This is a genomic window from Thalassospira sp. A3_1 (assembly GCF_017744215.1).
GTDB lineage: Bacteria > Pseudomonadota > Alphaproteobacteria > Rhodospirillales > Thalassospiraceae > Thalassospira > Thalassospira lucentensis_A.
In genome coordinates, this window is sequence record NZ_JAGHQQ010000003.1 from 411,434 (window position 1) to 429,933 (window position 18,500).

16 protein-coding genes are annotated in these 18,500 nt (G+C 52.9%); 9 read left to right on the forward strand and 7 right to left on the reverse strand.

What is annotated here, in order from left to right; genetic code table 11:
- Positions 1 to 41: 41 nt before the first annotated feature.
- Entirely contained in the window at positions 42 to 929 is an 888-nt protein-coding gene (locus J7395_RS15370) for an N-acetylmuramic acid 6-phosphate etherase (protein WP_209222162.1), read from the reverse strand.
- 265 nt (positions 930 to 1,194) lie between these two features.
- On the opposite strand from J7395_RS15370, the gene J7395_RS15375 reads away from it, so the two are divergent.
- The 7 genes from J7395_RS15375 to uvrA all read left to right on the forward strand — a co-directional run bounded on the left by J7395_RS15375 (position 1,195) and on the right by uvrA (position 10,304).
- Complete coding sequence (locus tag J7395_RS15375; protein WP_209222164.1) at positions 1,195 to 2,085, forward strand: BadF/BadG/BcrA/BcrD ATPase family protein; 891 nt, start codon at positions 1,195 to 1,197, stop codon at positions 2,083 to 2,085.
- Positions 2,082 to 2,843, forward strand: a complete 762-nt coding sequence (locus tag J7395_RS15380; RefSeq protein ID WP_062948914.1) for a GntR family transcriptional regulator — start codon at positions 2,082 to 2,084, stop codon at positions 2,841 to 2,843. Before J7395_RS15375 ends, J7395_RS15380 begins: the two co-directional genes overlap by 4 nt.
- Positions 2,844 to 2,893: 50 nt before the next feature.
- Complete coding sequence (locus tag J7395_RS15385; RefSeq protein ID WP_209222165.1) at positions 2,894 to 3,937, forward strand: SIS domain-containing protein; 1,044 nt, start codon at positions 2,894 to 2,896, stop codon at positions 3,935 to 3,937.
- On the forward strand, positions 3,937 to 5,073 hold the full coding sequence (nagA, locus tag J7395_RS15390; protein ID WP_209222167.1) for an N-acetylglucosamine-6-phosphate deacetylase: 1,137 nt from the start codon (positions 3,937 to 3,939) through the stop codon (positions 5,071 to 5,073). Before J7395_RS15385 ends, nagA begins: the two co-directional genes overlap by 1 nt.
- Positions 5,074 to 5,116: 43 nt before the next feature.
- Complete coding sequence (locus tag J7395_RS15395) at positions 5,117 to 6,184, forward strand: Gfo/Idh/MocA family oxidoreductase (protein WP_209222169.1); 1,068 nt, start codon at positions 5,117 to 5,119, stop codon at positions 6,182 to 6,184.
- A gap of 20 nt (positions 6,185 to 6,204) precedes the next feature.
- Positions 6,205 to 7,284: a class II fructose-bisphosphate aldolase gene (fbaA, locus tag J7395_RS15400; protein WP_209222171.1), complete on the forward strand. Its 1,080-nt coding sequence runs from the start codon at positions 6,205 to 6,207 to the stop codon at positions 7,282 to 7,284.
- Positions 7,285 to 7,475: 191 nt separating this feature from the next.
- Positions 7,476 to 10,304 carry an excinuclease ABC subunit UvrA gene (gene uvrA / locus J7395_RS15405; RefSeq protein WP_209222173.1) on the forward strand — a complete coding sequence of 943 codons (2,829 nt, stop codon included), beginning with the start codon at positions 7,476 to 7,478 and terminating at the stop codon, positions 10,302 to 10,304.
- 23 nt (positions 10,305 to 10,327) lie between these two features.
- Here the strand turns inward: uvrA and J7395_RS15410 are convergent, their stop codons facing one another.
- Positions 10,328 to 11,302: a hypothetical protein gene (locus tag J7395_RS15410; protein WP_247742197.1), complete on the reverse strand. Its 975-nt coding sequence runs from the start codon at positions 11,300 to 11,302 to the stop codon at positions 10,328 to 10,330.
- A 185-nt stretch (positions 11,303 to 11,487) separates the two neighbouring features.
- Between J7395_RS15410 and trmFO the strand changes: the two genes are divergently transcribed.
- Positions 11,488 to 12,834: a methylenetetrahydrofolate--tRNA-(uracil(54)-C(5))-methyltransferase (FADH(2)-oxidizing) TrmFO gene (trmFO, locus tag J7395_RS15415; protein ID WP_209222177.1), complete on the forward strand. Its 1,347-nt coding sequence runs from the start codon at positions 11,488 to 11,490 to the stop codon at positions 12,832 to 12,834.
- Between the two features lie 39 nt (positions 12,835 to 12,873).
- Here trmFO and J7395_RS15420 read toward each other — a convergent pair whose 3' ends face one another.
- From J7395_RS15420 to J7395_RS15430, 3 genes are all read right to left on the reverse strand, one after another.
- Positions 12,874 to 13,440: a hypothetical protein gene (locus J7395_RS15420; protein ID WP_062960031.1), complete on the reverse strand. Its 567-nt coding sequence runs from the start codon at positions 13,438 to 13,440 to the stop codon at positions 12,874 to 12,876.
- A gap of 144 nt (positions 13,441 to 13,584) precedes the next feature.
- A complete protein-coding gene (locus J7395_RS15425) occupies positions 13,585 to 14,430 on the reverse strand; it encodes a phytoene/squalene synthase family protein (protein WP_209222179.1) in 846 nt (281 codons plus the stop codon).
- A gap of 6 nt (positions 14,431 to 14,436) precedes the next feature.
- Positions 14,437 to 15,627 (reverse strand): mechanosensitive ion channel family protein, encoded by a 1,191-nt coding sequence (locus tag J7395_RS15430; RefSeq protein WP_209222181.1) that lies wholly within the window; start codon positions 15,625 to 15,627, stop codon positions 14,437 to 14,439.
- A gap of 111 nt (positions 15,628 to 15,738) precedes the next feature.
- Here J7395_RS15430 and J7395_RS15435 point away from each other — a divergent pair, with 111 nt between their 5' ends.
- On the forward strand, positions 15,739 to 17,097 hold the full coding sequence (locus J7395_RS15435; RefSeq protein ID WP_209222183.1) for an NAD(P)-binding protein: 1,359 nt from the start codon (positions 15,739 to 15,741) through the stop codon (positions 17,095 to 17,097).
- Positions 17,098 to 17,112: 15 nt separating this feature from the next.
- Here the strand turns inward: J7395_RS15435 and J7395_RS15440 are convergent, their stop codons facing one another.
- Both J7395_RS15440 and J7395_RS15445 read right to left on the reverse strand, forming a co-directional pair.
- Complete coding sequence (locus J7395_RS15440; protein ID WP_209222185.1) at positions 17,113 to 17,493, reverse strand: Mth938-like domain-containing protein; 381 nt, start codon at positions 17,491 to 17,493, stop codon at positions 17,113 to 17,115.
- Positions 17,494 to 17,540: 47 nt separating this feature from the next.
- Complete coding sequence (locus J7395_RS15445; RefSeq protein ID WP_348541235.1) at positions 17,541 to 18,443, reverse strand: DMT family transporter; 903 nt, start codon at positions 18,441 to 18,443, stop codon at positions 17,541 to 17,543.
- Positions 18,444 to 18,500 lie beyond the last annotated feature (57 nt).

An 18,500-nucleotide genomic window follows, 5' to 3' on the forward strand; every position in this document is an offset into this window, starting at 1 on the left:
CTCCTCTGATCAATGTCGGTGGACTACTATCTCTGCAGATGTCAGTCCTTATACTCAAGCGCTGCCCGGAGATTTCCGTTAAACATCGCAAGAATTTCTTTGGCTTTCGCGGCCTCGTGCCCTTTGGCAATCAGGACCGCGATGCGGATATCAAACTGTGCTTTTTCAAGGGCGCTTTCGGCCTTCTGCCCATCACAACCGGCAATATGGCTGGTAATGCGGATCGCGCGACCATGTAACTTGATGTTTTCGGCACGCATGCCGACCATCAGGTTGTCGAAAAGACGCCCAAGCTTGTTCATGACAAGCGATGAAAGGATATTGATGGCGGCCTTCTGCGCGGTCCCTGCCCCCATGCGGGTTGAACCAGCAATAACTTCGGGCGCACTATCAAGAAAGATACCGCACGCTGCCGCGGTCAAAAGTTTGCCATCGGGGTTGTTGCAAAGACCAACTGTATAAGCACCGCGCTTGCGCGCCAGTTCAACCGCGTACAATGTATAAGGCGTCGAGCCGCTGGCGGCGACGGCAATAACCGCGTCACCTTCACTTATGCAATGTCGGGTAATCTCGTCTTCGGCCGCTTTGGTATCGTCTTCGGCGGAATTGAATACGCCCGGCTCGCTTTGCAAGCCACCGGCCAACATGACGATGGTCATGTCTTCAGGCCAGCCAAACGTTCCACCAAGTTCCTTGGCATCCTGCCATGCCACCGTGCCGGAAGTTCCGGCACCAACATAAACGAGACGCCCGCCGCCCCCCAGGCGACCTGCTATCCCGTTTGCGGCTGTCGCCAGATCCGTCAGGACCGGCCCTAGCGATGCGACCGCGCGCATCTGGCCTTCCCACAAAGCCATAAGGAAATCGGCGTCGGACCACTGATCCAACCCGGCAAAGCGCATATCAAATTCTTCGGTGCGTGATGCCATTTTCCAATCTCCCTCCACCAATTAAATACCATTATGATACCAGCAAGGCAAGGCACTTCCTGCACACACCCCGAAATTTACATAGCTTCACCTCATATTTTACTTATTTTCAAATAGATGAAAGGCATTTTCAATTTATTACTGTGGCATCGGCTTCATCAGCATAATGCCAAAATGGGACCAGAAACAACATTAGTGGATTTATATTGGTATTGCTTTTTAAGATACCACTCTGCTATGATCCCATCAGTTAGGGATGGTCGGAATGCAAAACGCACAAAAAGAAAAGCTTTACCTTGGCATTGATGGTGGCGGCACGCGCTGCCGCGCACGCATTGTAAATGATGCAGGCGCCATACTTGGTGAAGCCGTGCGAGGTGGTGCGAATACCCGCCTTGGAATCGATCATGTCTTTGGCGAAATCATTGCTGCAGCAACCATGGCACTCGAACAAGCCGGGCTTTCGGATCGTCGCCTTTCGGATTTGCATGCCGGCCTTGGACTGGCCGGATTACCGTTAGAGCGCGAACGCAAACTTGCCGAATCCTATGCTCACCCGTTTGCCAGTGTTTGTTTTGCGACCGATGCCTATACCGCGTGTCTTGGCGCACATGATGGCGCAGACGGTGCTATTCTGATAGTCGGAACCGGCACCTGTGGCCAAGCGATTGTTGCCGGTCGCGAACTGGCGCTTGCCGGTTGGGGGTTTGAAATTTCCGATATCGGAAGCGGTGCCCGTATTGGGAGAACAGCCATCGAAACCGCCCTGCTCGCCCACGAGGATTTAGCTCCGTCATCCGAACTGACACGCACCATCATGTTGCATTTCCATAACAGTCCCGAAGAAATCGTTGCCTTCGCCGAGAAGGCCCGACCAGCGGATTATGGCGCATTTTGCCCGATGGTTTTCGATGCCGACAGCCATGGTGACACCATTGCTGCCGGCATTATCAATGTCGCCGTAACCGCCAATCGCAACATCCTGCACAAGCTTCAGGAATTTGGGGCAAAACGGCTGAGTTTGATGGGGGGGCTTGCCGAACAAATGGCAAAACGCATGCCCGATGATATCCGGTTCGATCTGGTTCCGGCGCAAAACGATGCCCTGCATGGGGCAATCCTGATGGCCAGGAAACATCAAAAGGTGCACGCATGATCAGTACAGCCGACGTCATTGCAAGCCTGCGTGCCCGAGACATCGAAAATATCGGTCATGGCCCGCTTTATCGCCGCCTGCAGACGGCCATCAAGGCCGTTATTGATGATGGTATCCTGAAAGTAGACGATGCGCTGCCAAGTGAACGCGACCTAGCCAATGAACTTGGCATTTCACGCGTTACCGTTCGCAATTCGATGCGGGCCCTTGTCGAGGAAGGCGTCCTTGTCCAGCGTCATGGCGCAGGAACCTTTGTTGCCCCACGTGTTGAACAGGCATTGTCACGCCTGACCTCCTTCACCGAGGACATGATCACACGCGGCATGAACCCGGGGGCAGTCTGGATTGAAAAGACCCTTGGTCATGCGTCGCCCGAAGAAGCTATGGCGTTAAACCTGTCGCCCGGCACCGAAGTAACCCGGCTACGGCGCCTGCGTACAGCCAATGAAAAACCAATGGCACTTGAATATGCGGTCGTGCCAAGGGCTTTTCTGCCAAGCCCCGATGAAGTCGAAAAGTCGCTTTATGATGCGCTGGCAAAATACGGCAAAAAGCCGGAACGCGCGCTTCAGCGTCTACGAGCCGAATTGTTTGACGGGGAAACCGCCAAAATCCTTGGCGTGCCCGATGGCAGTGCCGCCCTTTATATCGAACGGCGTTCCTTCCTTGCCAACGGCACACCGGTCGAATTCACCCGTTCCTATTATCGCGGCGACAGTTACGACTTTATTGCCGAAATGCAGGTCGACGCACGCTGACAATTATCTCGTCTTGCGCCACCTCAAAAAGCTTTAAGGAAACCACGGATATGAGCACACGCTGGACTCCAAAAACCCAGATGGGCCGCGAACTGGCCGAAGCCCCGGCCGTCGTTGCCAAGCAGCTTGATCACAACAAGGCTGCAATTGATGCTCTGGTTTCTGATCTGCGCGCCAATCCGCCGAAATTCGTCGTGACCTGCGGACGCGGCAGTTCCGACCACGCAACGCTTTATGCAAAATACCTGATCGAAAGCCAGCTTGGCATTCCCGTGGTATCAGCGGCCCCGTCTATTGTTTCGATTTATAACCGGTCGATTGCCAGCAAGGACGCCCTGTTCATTGCCGTATCCCAATCGGGCAAAAGTCCTGATCTGGTTAAAAATGCCGTGGCCGCCCGTGATGCCGGTGCCCGCACGGTTGCATTGGTCAATGTGACCGATTCCCCGTTGGCCGATACGGTCGATCACGTCATTCCGCTGATAGCAGGCCCTGAAACCAGTGTTGCCGCGACCAAATCCTATATCGCAACATTGTCTGCCATCGCACAGATCGTTGGCGGATGGACGCAGGATCCGGCATTCAACAAGGCACTTGTCACCTTGCCCGCATCACTTGAAAAGGCGCTTGGCAAGGATTGGCTTGATGCTGCCGATGCGATTGCAAAATCAGACGGTCTTTATGTGATCGGTCGCGGCCCTGCTTTTGCCATTGCACAGGAAGCTGCCCTTAAATTCAAGGAAACCAGCGGCCTGCACGCCGAAGCTTTTAGCGCGGCCGAGGTCAAACACGGCCCGATGGCACTGGTGACCAAGGATTTTCCGTTGCTTGTCTTTTCCCAACAGGATGCGTCGCGCGAAAGTGTCGAGGGTTTCCTCGAAGAAATGCGGGCGAAAACCGATAACCTGTTTGCGGCCGAAACCGGCCATGCCGATGTCAAAGGTCATCTTCCGGTGGTCGAGGATATCCACCCGCTTCTGGCCCCCATCGCGATGATCCAGACATTCTATACGCTGGCAGAACATGTTGCTCTGGAACGTGGTTGCAATCCTGATGCGCCGCCACACCTGTCCAAAGTCACGGAGACGCACTGATGACCGATTTTGCCATTACCAATGCACGTATCTTTGACGGTACAGATTTCCATCACCGCAAAGCTGTCATTATTCGGAACGGTAAGGTCAATGCGATTGTCGAAAGCCGTGATATCCCTGAAAACATCAACGTGATTGATGCGAAAGATCAGACACTTGCACCAGGCCTTATCGATGTTCAGGTCAATGGCGGCGGCGGTGTATTGCTGAATGACGAACCGAATGTCGACGGCATTCGCGCGATCATGGCAGGTCATCGCAAATATGGCACAACGGCCATGCTACCGACCCTGATCACCGATCACCGCGACAAAATGGAATCCGCGATTAAGGCCGTCACCGATGCAATCAATCAGAACATTCCAGGTATTGTCGGCATTCATCTTGAAGGTCCGTATCTGAATGCCGAGCGCAAAGGTGTGCATGACGCCAGTATCATCCGCCCGATGGAAGATGACGCGATTGACCTTCTGACCCGCCTGCCCAATGGCCGCGTTCTGGTGACCATGGCTCCGGAAAAGGCCGCCAAAGGCACAATTAAAAAGCTGGCCGATCGTGGCGTTCTGGTTTGCGCCGGTCATACTGCGGGCACTTATAGCCACATGCAGGCTGCCATTGCCGAAGGCATGCGGGGCTTCACGCATTTGTTTAATGCCATGAGCCCGATGACCCACCGTGAACCCGGTGTTGCCGGTGCAGCGATGGCCGATGACAACACTTGGTGCGGCCTGATTGCTGATGGCTATCACGTGCATCCAGCAGTACTGAAAGTTGCCATTCACGCCAAGGCAAAAGGCAAGATCATGCTGGTAACCGATGCCATGCCAACCGTTGGGGCAGATGAAAAATGCTTTATTCTGGGCGGCGAGGAAATCATTGCCACCGATGGTCGCTGCGCATTGGCTGACGGTACATTGGCTGGATCAGACCTCGATATGATCGCCGCGGTTAAAAACTGCGTTGAAATGGTCGGCATTGATCTTGGTGAAGCCCTTCGCATGGCATCCCTGTATCCGGCCGCATTCCTGAAACTTGATGACGTCATGGGGCGCATCGCACCGGGCTATCAGGCCGATATGATCCTGTTTGATGATGACTACAACGTCACGCGCAGTTGGATCAAGGGCGCAGAATAATCTCAGCATAACAAAGCATTAAAAACTTATCAGGAGGCACAGCATGAAGCCGGTTCGTATCCTTGTCGTCGGTCTTGGCAATATGGGATTATCGCATGCAAAGGCCTATCATGCGCTTGACGGCTACGAAATTGTCGGACTTTGTGCACGCTCCGAAATCCCGGCAGAAAACCTTCCGGATGGCTTTGCTGCCTACCCGCAATTTACCGATTTTCACACTGTGCTGGCACAAACAAAACCTGATGCGGTTTCGATCAATACCTATACCGAAACCCATGCTGATTTTGCCATCGCCGCATTCGAGGCCGGGGCGCATGTCTTCATTGAAAAGCCATTGGCAGCGACCGCCGAAGATGCCAAACGTGTAGTAAATGCCGCCAAAAAGTATGATCGGAAGCTGGTGATTGGCTATATCCTTCGCCATCATCCGTCTTGGGCAAAATTCGTTGAAGTTGCAAAGACACTTGGCAAGCCGCTGGTCATGCGCATGAACCTGAACCAGCAAAGCAGCGGCGCCTTTTGGGAAACCCACAAACGGTTGCTTAACAGTGTTTCCCCGATTGTTGATTGCGGCGTGCATTATCTGGATATGATGTGCCTGATGACCGGCGCGAAACCGGTATCGGTCAGTGCCATCGGCGTACGTCTGTCTGACGAAGTTGCACCAGAAATGTATAACTATGGCCAATTGCAGGTGCGCTTTGATGACGGATCGGTTGGCTGGTACGAGGCCGGTTGGGGCCCGATGATCAGCGAAACCGCCTTTTTCGTCAAAGATGTGATCGGACCCAAGGGTTGCGTTTCCATCACCGACGTTGAAGAGAAAGGTGCCGGTTCGGCTGATATCGACACTCATACAAAGACGAATGCCTTAAAGCTTCACCATGCTGCCACAGATGCTGCCGGAAAATTTACACAATCTGACGAAATCATCCGCACAGACAACGAGCCCGATCATGACGGCCTGTGTCTGCGTGAACAGCAATTTTTCCTAAAGTCTATAACGGAAAACCTTGACCTTACGCAGCATATGGAAGATGCATTGGGCTCCTTACGGATCGCCCTCGCTGCGGATCAGTCGGTACGCACGGGGGAAACAATAATACTCTGACCCCCAGGAGGAGTACCCACATGCCTTCCGTTAAACCCGGTGTTGTTACCGGTTCTGCCTACCGTGATCTTGTCGCTGCCTGCAAGCAGGACGGTTACGCCCTTCCCGCCGTCAATATCACATCGTCCAGCACGATGAATGCAGCCCTTGAAGCCGCTGCAAATGCCGGTTCTGACATCATCATTCAGCTTTCGAATGGCGGTGCACAGTTCTTTGCCGGCAAGGGCATCAAGGACGCTGCAGCAGCCCGTGTCGTGGGCGCTGTATCGGCAGCACGTCATGCCCAGCTGATGGCTGAGTATTATGGTGTTGCTGTCGTCATGCATACCGATCACGCAAACCGGAAATTCGTTCCGTGGGTCGATGAAATGCTGAAATGGAGCGAAAAGGCCTATGCCGAAACCGGCAAGGCGCTTTACAGCTCCCACATGCTGGACCTGTCCGAGGAATCGCTCGAAGACAACCTGTCGACTTGCGAAGAATTCCTCAAACGCATGGCCAAAATCGAAATGAGCCTGGAAATTGAACTTGGCGTGACCGGCGGTGAAGAAGACGGCATCGGCCATGATCTTGACACCAGTGTCGAGGAAATCGATCCGCGTCTTTATACCCGTCCCGAAGAAGTCGAAGAAGCATATCGCCGTCTTGCTCCGCTTGGCCATTTCTCGGTCGCGGCGGCATTCGGCAACGTTCATGGCGTTTACAAACCGGGTAACGTAAAACTTCGTCCGGAAATCCTTCTGGAATCCCAGAAATACGTTTCGGAAAAGCATAATCTTGGCGACCGTCCGCTGGACTTCGTGTTCCATGGCGGTTCGGGTTCGGAAAAAGAAAAAATCGAAGAAGCAGTCGGCTATGGCGTCTTTAAGATGAATATCGATACCGATACCCAGTTCGCCTATTCGCGCCCGGTTGGTGAATATGTCGAAGCCAACGCACGTGCGTTCAAGTATCAGGTCGATCCGGATACCGATCAGCCCTACAAAAAACAGTACGATCCGCGCGTCTGGGTCCGCGAAGCCGAACTTTCGATGGCAGCCCGCCTCGAAGAAGCTTTCAAGGATCTTGGGGCAACCGGTCGTTCGGTTACTAAAGGCTGATCGTTCAGGATTGCAAAAGCCAGATTAACCCGCCGGTTTGTCCGGCGGGTTTTTTCTTGCATTGTCTTGCGCTACGACAAAAACAAACTACTCCTGACAGATACTGACAGGAACTGTCAGGGGTGCGCTTGCGTATCAGGTTTGGCTCCTCTATACCTTTTCCCGAACATTACAGGAACAAAAGGCCCGACATGCTGACGAAAATTTCGGTTCGCGGTGCGAAAGAACATAACCTGCAAAATATCGATGTTGAACTGCCCCGCGATTCTCTGGTGGTGATCACCGGTCTGTCTGGGTCGGGTAAAAGTTCGCTGGCGTTCGATACGATTTATGCCGAAGGACAGCGTCGTTATGTCGAAAGCCTGTCAGCATATGCGCGCCAGTTCCTTGAACTGATGCAGAAGCCCGATGTTGAATATATCGACGGCTTGTCTCCTGCCATTTCCATCGAACAGAAAACCACATCGCGCAACCCGCGTTCGACCGTGGGAACGGTTACCGAGATTTATGATTATATGCGTCTTCTTTGGGCGCGCGTCGGCATTCCCTATTCCCCGGCAACCGGTCTTCCGATTGTCAGTCAGACCGTATCACAGATGGTTGACCGCGTTATGGAAATGCCCGAAGGCACGCGACTTTATCTGTTGGCACCGTTTGTCCGTGGCCGCAAAGGGGAATACAAAAAGGAACTACGCGATTTGCGCACGCGTGGTTTCCAGCGCGTCAAGATCGATGGCGAAATGTATGACATCGACGAAGCGCCGGAGCTGAACAAAAAACTCAAACACGACATTTCGGTGGTCGTGGACCGCCTGATCGTCAAGGACGGGATTGCAACCCGACTTGCAGACAGCTTTGAAACTGCCCTTGAACTGACAGATGGTATCGTCCTGACCGAAGATGCCAAAACCGGCGAAACAACCGTGTTCTCGGCAAAATTCGCCTGCCCGGTTTCCGGGTTCACGATTGAGGAAATCGAACCGCGCCTGTTCTCGTTCAACAATCCGTTTGGCGCCTGCCCGGCCTGTGATGGTCTTGGCACCCAGATGGAATTCGACCCGGAACTGGTCGTTCCCGACGAAGGCAAAAGCCTTGATGATGGCGCTGTTGCGCCTTGGGCCAGCACCACGTCGAAATATTATTTGCAAACGTTGCGCGCAGTTGCCAAGCATTTCGGCTTCAAAACCAATGTCGCATGGGAAAAGCTTACGAAAACAGCACAGGACATCATCCTGTATGGTTCGGGTGATGAAGACGTCACGGTGACCTATGATGACGGTTCGCGCAGCTACAAGGTATCGCGCCCGTTCGAAGGTGTCATTCCCAACATGTCGCGCCGCTGGCGCGAAACCGATAGCCAGTGGGCACGCGACGAACTGTCGAAATACCAGACGGTTTCAAGCTGTCCGACCTGCGAAGGTCATCGCCTGAAACCCGAAGCGCTGGCCGTAAAGATCGATAAATGCACGATTTCGGAAATTACCGACCTTTCGATTGGCAAGGCTGCCGACTGGTTCCAGGCGCTTGAAGGCAAACTGAATGAAAAAGAAACCGAAATCGCGCGACGTATCCTGCGTGAAATCAATGATCGCCTGCGATTCCTGCGCGATGTCGGGCTGGATTATCTGTCGATGTCACGCACATCTGGCACCCTCTCGGGCGGCGAAAGCCAGCGTATCAGACTGGCGTCGCAGATCGGGTCGGGCCTGACCGGTGTCCTTTATGTTCTGGATGAACCATCCATCGGCCTGCATCAGCGCGACAATGATCGGTTGCTTGATACCCTGAAACGTCTTCGCGATCTGGGTAATACCGTCTTGGTTGTCGAACATGACGAAGACGCCATTCGTGCCGCCGATTATGTCGTCGATATGGGTCCGGGTGCCGGGATCCATGGCGGACGGATTGTTGCCGAAGGAACCCCTGAACAGATCCAGCAAAACCCAAATAGCCTGACCGGCAAGTATCTTGTCGGGGTCGAACAGATCGCCGTTCCCAAGGAACGTCGCAAAGGCAATGGTAAGTCGATTGCGATCAAGGGGGCACGCGCCAACAACCTGCAAAATGTTGACGCCGAGTTCCCGCTTGGCAAATTTATCTGCGTTACCGGTGTTTCAGGCGGCGGCAAGTCCAGCCTTGTTATTGAGACGCTGTATAAGGCGCTAGCCAAACGGATGCACAATGCGCGCAATCATCCCGGTGCGCATGACACCATTACCGGCATCGAACATATCGATAAAATCATCGATATCGATCAAAGCCCGATTGGCAGAACCCCGCGTTCCAACCCCGTGACCTATACCGGGGCCTTTACACCGATCCGTGACTGGTTTGCGCAATTACCCGAAGCCAAAACGCGCGGTTACAAGCCCGGGCGTTTCTCGTTCAACGTCAAGGGCGGACGGTGTGAAGCCTGTCAGGGCGATGGTGTGATCAAGATCGAAATGCACTTCCTACCCGACGTTTACGTCACCTGTGATCAGTGCAAGGGCAAACGATATAACCGTGAAACGCTGGAAATATCTTTTAAAGGCAAATCGATATCTGACATTCTTGACATGACAGTTGAAGAAGGTGCCGATTTCTTCAAGGCAGTTCCGTCCATTCGCGACAAGATGGAAACTCTGAAACAGGTGGGGTTGAGCTACATCCATCTAGGTCAGCAGGCAACAACACTTTCAGGCGGCGAGGCACAGCGCGTAAAGCTGGCCAAGGAGCTGTCAAAACGCGCAACAGGCCGCACACTTTATATCCTTGACGAACCAACCACGGGCCTTCACTTCCACGACATTCGCAAGCTTTTGGAAGTGCTGCACACTATTGTCGATCAGGGTAACACTGTGGTTGTGATCGAACATAACCTTGATGTCATCAAAACCGCTGACTGGATTATTGATATCGGTCCCGAAGGTGGCGATGGTGGCGGAAAGCTGGTTGGTTCCGGCACGCCCGAGGCTATTATGGCTAACGAGGAAAGCTATACCGGCAAATACCTTAAACGTCATCTTGGCCTGAAATAGTGCAGTAAAACGAAGCGGGCACCCTAACCCGCTTCGACCCGATCCTCGACCCGTTTGACCAGTGCCGAACTCAACCGTTCGCTAAAACCTGACAGGAAGGCCAGCACCAGCACGATGGAAATCTGCTGTCCGGCACCGGGGATCGTTCCGATCTGGTCCATGTCGGAAATATTGTGCAACTGATCCAGCGGGATCGGCAGAATACCGGCACGCAGTGCCAGTAATACGATCAGCGCAAAACAAAAACCAAGGCAGGGTCGAAACAGGAAATTGAAGAAAACCGACGCCGGTTCCATTTCCGCCCAGTCGACATCCTTACCCAACCGCATCATCATGCTGACCAGCGCCCCTATCGCGCCGAAACTGCCGACAAAAAACAAAAGGTCATAGCTGAACCCGAACAGCTTACCATTCCCGGTACTAACAACCTGGTCTGCCTGCAAAAACAGCATCACCGAAACGACAAGCAATATCGGTGACAGGGCAAGTGCGATTGCGGCCACACGCATTGATCGGAAAAATGCTCGCTGTGTGCTGTCCAGATGATCGCGCCCGCCAGAAAGGTCGGAAAGGTAGCCATGGACAAACCCGTCACGTCCCTGATTGAGCGCCAGCAACATGACAATGGCATCTGATGTTTTGCGCATCTGCGCATCGTCATCAAGCCCCTCATCCCTGCGCCACCAGCGTAGAAAAGACCGCATGACAAGCGAGGCCCGCCATCCCTGCCTTGTGGCGACAACGTAATCAATCATGTTCTCGACATCAGCGCTGCCAAACTTGTTGGCGCCGATATCGCCAAACGGAAAGGCGATCCGTCCGATTGCCGCAGCAGAACTGTTTCGGTTCGCACCATCTTTGTTTGGCGCACTATTCCCGCCATCGGCATCAGGAATGCAGTCAGTCGTCATCGTCTGTCGGGATCGCCGGATCGGAACAAGTCCCATCACGGGGCAATGGGCCGGATCGTAACCATAGGGTCGATGCGGATAGCTCATGATGCCGTCCTTGTGATGGATGTGTATGGGATCAAGGACGCAGTAGCGGACAATTTGTGAATAATTTGTCGCCGCATGGGTGATATGAGACAGCGAAGTGGTGCAATTCACTTGAAATCAAACCATCAGCACCGCTATGTGTGTGCCAGAAAGTTTACCCCCGTTTTACTGAGGAGTTCGCAACCGTGAGCACGGTCAAACCCGTTCATATCATCGGCGCCGGTCTTGCCGGGAGCGAAGCCGCCTGGCAGTTGGCCGAGGCCGGTATTCCGGTCATCTTGCATGAAATGCGGCCGACCCGCCCAACCGACGCCCATCACACCGACAAATGTGCCGAACTGGTTTGTTCCAACTCGTTTCGGTCTGACGACAGGGAATATAACGCGGTCGGCCTGATCCATGATGAAATGCGCCGTGCCGGATCGCTGATCATTCGCTGTGCCGATGCGCACAAGGTCCCCGCTGGTGCAGCCCTTGCGGTTGACCGCGAAGGTTTCTCGCAGGCAGTTACTGATGCACTGATGAACCATCCGTTGGTCACCATGGAACGCGGCGAAGTTGATGGCCTGCCGCCGGTCGAATGGGAAAGCACGATCATTGCAACCGGCCCGCTGACCTCAAGCGCAATGGCCGAAGACATTCGCAAGGTAACCGGCGAGGAAAGCCTTGCCTTCTTCGATGCGATTGCCCCGATCGTCTATAAGGAAAGCATCGATTTTTCCAAGGCATGGTTCCAGTCGCGTTATGACAAGGGCGATGGCAAGGACTATATCAATTGCCCGATGAATGAAGAGCAATACAACGCCTTCATCGATGCCCTGATCGATGGCGATAAAACCGAATTCAAAGAATGGGAGAAAGACACCCCCTATTTTGATGGTTGTCTACCGATTGAAGTTATGGCCGAGCGCGGTCGTGAAACACTTCGCCATGGCCCGATGAAGCCTGTCGGCCTGACAAACCCGCATGATCCTACCCGCAAACCACGCGCTATCGTACAACTGCGCCAGGACAATGCGTTGGGCACGCTCTACAACATGGTCGGTTTCCAGACGAAACTGAAATATGGCGCACAGGCCGATGTGTTCCGCATGATCCCGGGGCTTGAAAATGCGGAATTCGCCCGTCTTGGCGGCATTCATCGCAACACCTTCCTGAACTCGCCTCGCCTGTTGGACGGTACGCTCCGCCTGAAGGCGCGTAACGACATCCGTTTTGCCGGGCAAATTACCGGTTGCGAGGGTTATGTGGAAAGTGCCGCTGTCGGTTTGATGGTTGGCCGTTTTGCTACGGCAGAAAAGCAAGGAAAATCCATCCCAACCCCACCCTTGGCAACCGCGATGGGTGCGCTTTTGAACCATATCACCGGCGGTGCAGATGAAAGCACCTTCCAGCCGATGAATGTCAATTTCGGGCTTTTCCCGGAACTTGAACTGACCAAACGGGTAAAGGGCCGTGATCGCAAAAAACTTTATAGCGACCGCGCCATTCCGCTGTTTGACGAATGGCTTGCCGATATCAACGCTGCATAAAAAAACAAGGCCGCATCATCCGATGCGGCCTTTATCGATTTAGTACTTGCTCTGGCGTTTGAGCTTGCCGGTAACATCGCGGATCGGTTCCCCATCTCGGAACCGTTTGAACACCAAATCCATGTCGCCATTTTCATCAAGACTGCGTTCATAGACCTGCATTTCGTAACCACCGTCATCGGTAATGTAAAGCGCATGCACGGTCAGGGTTTTGTCAACGATACGCGCCCAGACAAACGGTTCACCCTGCAAAGGATCATTGGGTACACGTTTGCCAAACAGGCCTGATCGCATTGCGCTGCCGTAAATGTCCGGGCGATCGGTGGCATAAAACTCGATGCTAAGCGATACGTTTTTTTCACGACCATCTGCCTTGTGGATCACAGTTGACCAATCGATGGTAAATCCGCGGCCGGTTTCCGTAATCTTAACATCGAGATCGCGCGCTTTAAGCTCTTCCTCGGCATTATAGATCGACGTTCCGTGATAATCGCCGACAAACGGCCCAATACTTCCGGCATGGCACGGGGCTGGAACGACAAGCCACACGATCAAAAGCACACCAAACAGCCCCAAAGCTTTCATCGGTGCATGCAAATTCATCATGTTCGACCTCGTTATGTTCATGTCCGTAGCCCCGTTTGAGGCCAATAGGCCACAGGCTCAAGCAACGCTACCACAGACCTTACGAAAATATTGTATCCATTACATCTATTTAGATGAGATTTTGCCAATATCTAGGGCACGAAATCAGTATCGATGCAGCATGGCCTTCACGGTCAGCCGGAAACTTGCCGGACGGGCAAGACCAAACTCGGCACAGAAGGGATCAAAACCGGCCTTTACGAGCTTGCGCAAATAACCATCCGCCAGAACCACCGGCAATGCCGCGGCTAACGCATTTGACGGCAGTTTTTTTCGAAACTTCCGGGCTTCGGCAATCCGGTATTGCGCCAAATCGGCGATTTCACGTATCAATGATTTGACAGCGTCGGTTTTGCGAAACTCAAAAATATCCCCCTGCCCGACACCATATTGTTCCATTCGGTCCTGCGGAAGATAAATCCGTTTCGCCCGCCCATGGAAAACCATTGCACGCAAAATCCCGACCAAACCATAAGCATTCCCGGAAAGTCGCGCCGCATGCCTTGCATCGTGATCAGTTACACCAAGCAGCTCGGCGGCCATAACGGCAAGATGCCCGGAAGTCTGGTCAATATAGTGATCCAGCTCCGCCTGATTTGCCGGTGCCTTGTCGGCAAGGTCAAATTCACGTGCCGCAATCAGTATCTCCAGATCGCGTGGTTCAATCTGTCCGGACTGGATCAGAACCGACAGCGGCTCGACAACCTCGTGTTTACGAATTTTGCCCTGCTCGATCTCCGCCAGTGTATCACGCCACCATTGTAGCCGAATGTGTCCCAACATGGTTTCGCTAACCATTTCACGGGTTTTGGACACTTCCTGATTAAAAGCGTAAAGCGTAAAAAGACCTTCACGTTTTTCCGGGGCAGCAAATAGCGAGCATAAAAAACGGTCTTTGTCATTCCGGCGAACATAATCGGCGCAATAGGAAAGCTTTGGCGTATCAGTCATCGCGCATCATCCGATTTGTCGCGTTGTTTTGGCACGGTCATTATTGGCTTTGTTTGCCATGTCTTCAGGCATTTTTTCCGGCAGGGTTTCGACATAAAGCGACTGCGACGGGAAGGCAAACGCGGCGTCGTTATCCTCGACAATACGCTTGAATGCAATGATATGGCGATTGCGAATATCACGCCATTTCACCCAGTCAGTGGTGGTTGTAAAGTAATACAGATCGATATTGATCGAACTTGCCCCGAAATCGGATAAATGCACCATCTGCGCAACATTGGTTTGTGCGACGTCATCATCATTTTTCAGAAATGAACGGATATCCTCGACAATCTTTTCGATCTGATCGGCCGTGGTACGGTATTCGACACCGATCACCATTTTGATCCGGCGATGGGTCATTCGTGACCAATTGATCACCGGGGAATCGACAATCTGCGCATTCGGCATGGTCACCAACGCCTTGGCAAAAGTACGCACCTTGGTCGCGCGAAGACCGACAACCTCAACGGTCCCTTCGAAATGAGGCGTTTCGATCCAGTCTCCGCGTTTGTAAAGATTATCGGCAAGAATGGTTAGCCCGCCGAAAATATTGGCGACCGAATCCTTGGCAGCCAGCGCCACAGCCATCCCGGCAAGACCAAGACCGCCCAGAAACGCCGAAACATCAATGCCCCAGTTTTCCAGCAGGACAACAACACCGATCACAACGATCAACGTTTTGACCGCCCGGATAAAGAACTGGCGCAAATCGTCGCCAAGACCGCCACCAAAACGACCTGCCAGATTGTTGAACGACATGGCAAGCGGCTCTATCGATCTGAACAACGCCCAGAAAATCGAAAAAGTCGCAAATATACCGTTCAATTCAAACAGAACGGCATCAACATTTTTCGGCAGGTCAAGGATTTCGACGGCAAAATACACACCGCCCAGAATAACCAGAAGCTGAACCGGGGCTTCGAAAGCATCCAGAACATGGGCAGCGGTGCTGTGTTTGCGCTGATGAGCCAGCTTCCGCAGCCCACCAATTACTCCGTGAGCCAGAACACGTTTCAGAACCAGTACGAATAGCAGGACAACACCAGCAACAACATATCTGCCGATTTCGCCGCCGCCCAGCATATCGACCCAATTGGTCATATGGTCAATGACTTCGCTGTTCAGGCTGTCAATCTCGGTTGTAATTTCATCCATGACTTCACGTGTAATCTGCTGTTAAGGTTTCCGTTCAAACAATGACTTAACGGTTACCGCTACGGATTGTTTCTTGCGGCCCCTGTATAACAACTAAAACAGGACAGGCATATGGCATCCTTTGCTGCACCAAGACTTCATGTCATTGGAGCCGGACTGGCCGGGTCAGCACTTGCAACTCAGATGGCGCAGGATGGTGTATCCGTAACGCTTTACGATTCCGGCGAACCATTTGCCAGTCGCTGGACACGCGGGATGAAAACCGCCCCCGAGGACCATAAGGTTGCCGAACCCGAAATTTTCTATGATCCAGAAGATCTGGTTCGGCATTTTTTCACCCAGTGGCCGGAAATACCGCGAAAACTGATAAGACCGGCGCATGCGGTTATCGGTCTTAAACATCCCAGACGCAGCCCGACCATCATTGACCTTGATCATGGTATTGCTGCAGCTTTGATAGCACGCAGACCAACAATCTTTGCCCGGTTGTTCACGGCCTGGAATTTATGGTTTTCACGCTATGCCAGCGAAGACCGGCGTGTCCGTCAACATGTCAGAATTGCCGCAGATACCATCGAGAACCAACAGACACCAAGAGCGACCTATCATCAGGATGCACTTGCGACGTTGGCCGAAGTCCTGTTTTCGATGCCAGCACATAATTGCTCGGCCTCGTTGCTGGGGCGTGTCTTGCTGCCAACTTTGCGGGAAATGCAGCGCCATAATGCGAGTCATGCCTTCGCGGCTATTGATCCGATCATTCTGAATGATATTGCGCTGCCTGCCCTGCGTGATCATTTTATCGCTGCCGGTGGCGACATCATCAGTGGCATGGAACTTGGTGATATCGACAGTACGGCGGATTTCGCGACCGACCTGTTTTTCGGTGATGAACAGATTGAAGTTCGTCCACAGGATGCTGTGGTACTTGCCCTTCATCCACGACCGCTTTGCGATGCAGTGCCGGATATCGGCATGCCACCTGCCCCGGCTCATCGGCGAACATTTGTCTTTCAGGCCAGTAAAAGCTTTGCCGAACCATGTTGCGTTCTAGCTGACGATGATCTGGTGCGCGCGATCTATTGCAATCGGCGTCACATACAGGTCAGCATGAACAGCAGTCTGATCCTGCCAAGTGACGGAACAGCGGATCAGTTGGCAGCAACCATCTGGCAACGCGTCACGGAATTATGTGACCAGCACTTAAATCTTGATCTGTCCCAGCGCACAAAAATCGAAAGCAACGGCGAGTGCCCGGCATTCAGTTATGTCGATTGTGAAGCACCGTTTCCGGAACTCAGCCCCGGCGTCGCAGCCCTTCGCCACCGGTTGGCTCCCCCTTGGCGAAACCTGTTCTTATGTGGTGATGCCTTTCCGCCTGACTATCCGCCCGGACCGGCTGCTGTTATTGCCAGTGTAAGGACGGTACGCGCACAGTTGCACGAATATATGAAACTGCGCGACTTGTAGCAGGATTGGTGAGGATCAAACTGCAATTAGCGCCGCAGCAACGCGGCGGGCTTCCGATACCAGCACGTTATAGGTTCGGCACGCAGCCCCCGTATCCATAGGCTCAATTACGATACCATACTTGCGCAATGCAATACGCCATTCAGTCGGCAGCGGTTTCATGCCACTTCCCATGCCCAACAGCAAAATATCGATCTCGTCTGATGCATCAATGACACGCTTGAAGGCATCGACATCAAGCTGATCAATACTTGCATAAGGCCAGGAATAGACATTCTTGGGAAACAGCAAAACCGACCCGGTGACAGTTTCCTCACCAAACCGAAACAGGCCATCACCATAGCTGGTAACGATTTTTCGGCCCTCGGCGACCAGCGGACTTACTTCCAAAGACATATTATTCCCTTTTGACGTAACCTAGAATTTTCTTCGGGTTAGCTGTGTTACAGCGCAGTCGCATCTGCATTTACTTTTTTAAAAATAAACAACCCGGAAAGAACAACGATGCTACACCCGATCAACATCGGTATGTCGAGTTCCTCGCCGAACAGGAATACTCCCAAGGCAAGACCGAACAAAAGCCTTGTATATCTGAACGGTGTAACCGATGAAACATCGCCGCTGCGCATTGCCTTCATCAGGGCGGCATAGGCAAAAATTCCCATCATGACCGCCCCCGCGAAATAGAAAAGGCTTTGACCATCCGGTGTCGTGAAAGCTTTTCCATCCCAAACAGAAAATACGATACCAGCTATGATGACGGCGATAAAACCGTAGAGTCCAAGAATGGCTGTTCCAATTGATATCGGCGCTGCACGACTGGCAAGATCACGCCCGGCAAATCCGATTGTCCCGATTACAGCAAACATCGACAACGCAGAAAAACCATCCGCGCTTGGACGAAGAATGATAAGGACACCGATCAAGCCGATAAAGATCGCCAGCCATCTTCGCCACCCAACCTTTTCCCCGAATATGACCGCCGCACCAAGAACCACGATAAGCGGTGTCGCCTGCAAAATGGCCGTGGTCGAAGAAAGAGGGGTAAGTGCAAGGGCAAGCACATAAAACAGACGCCCGACAACCTCAAACACGATACGTATGCACATCGGGCGCGAAAGAACGGCAGGGTCCAGCAAACGCTTGTTCTGCACCTTGGCGATAATTGCAAACAGAACGGCACCGCCAATACCAAACAGGATCAATACCTGACCGACAGGATGCGATCCAGAAACAGCCTTTACAAATGCATCTTCGACGGCGAAAGCCGCCATTGCCGTCATCATCCAGAGGCTACCAAGCACATTTGCACGATTACCATTAGTCGCGTCGACGTTTTGCGCCACAGGCTGGAACCAGTTTTCAAAAGGGTTATTCAGCCTGCAAAGGTCTCGCTTGCCTTA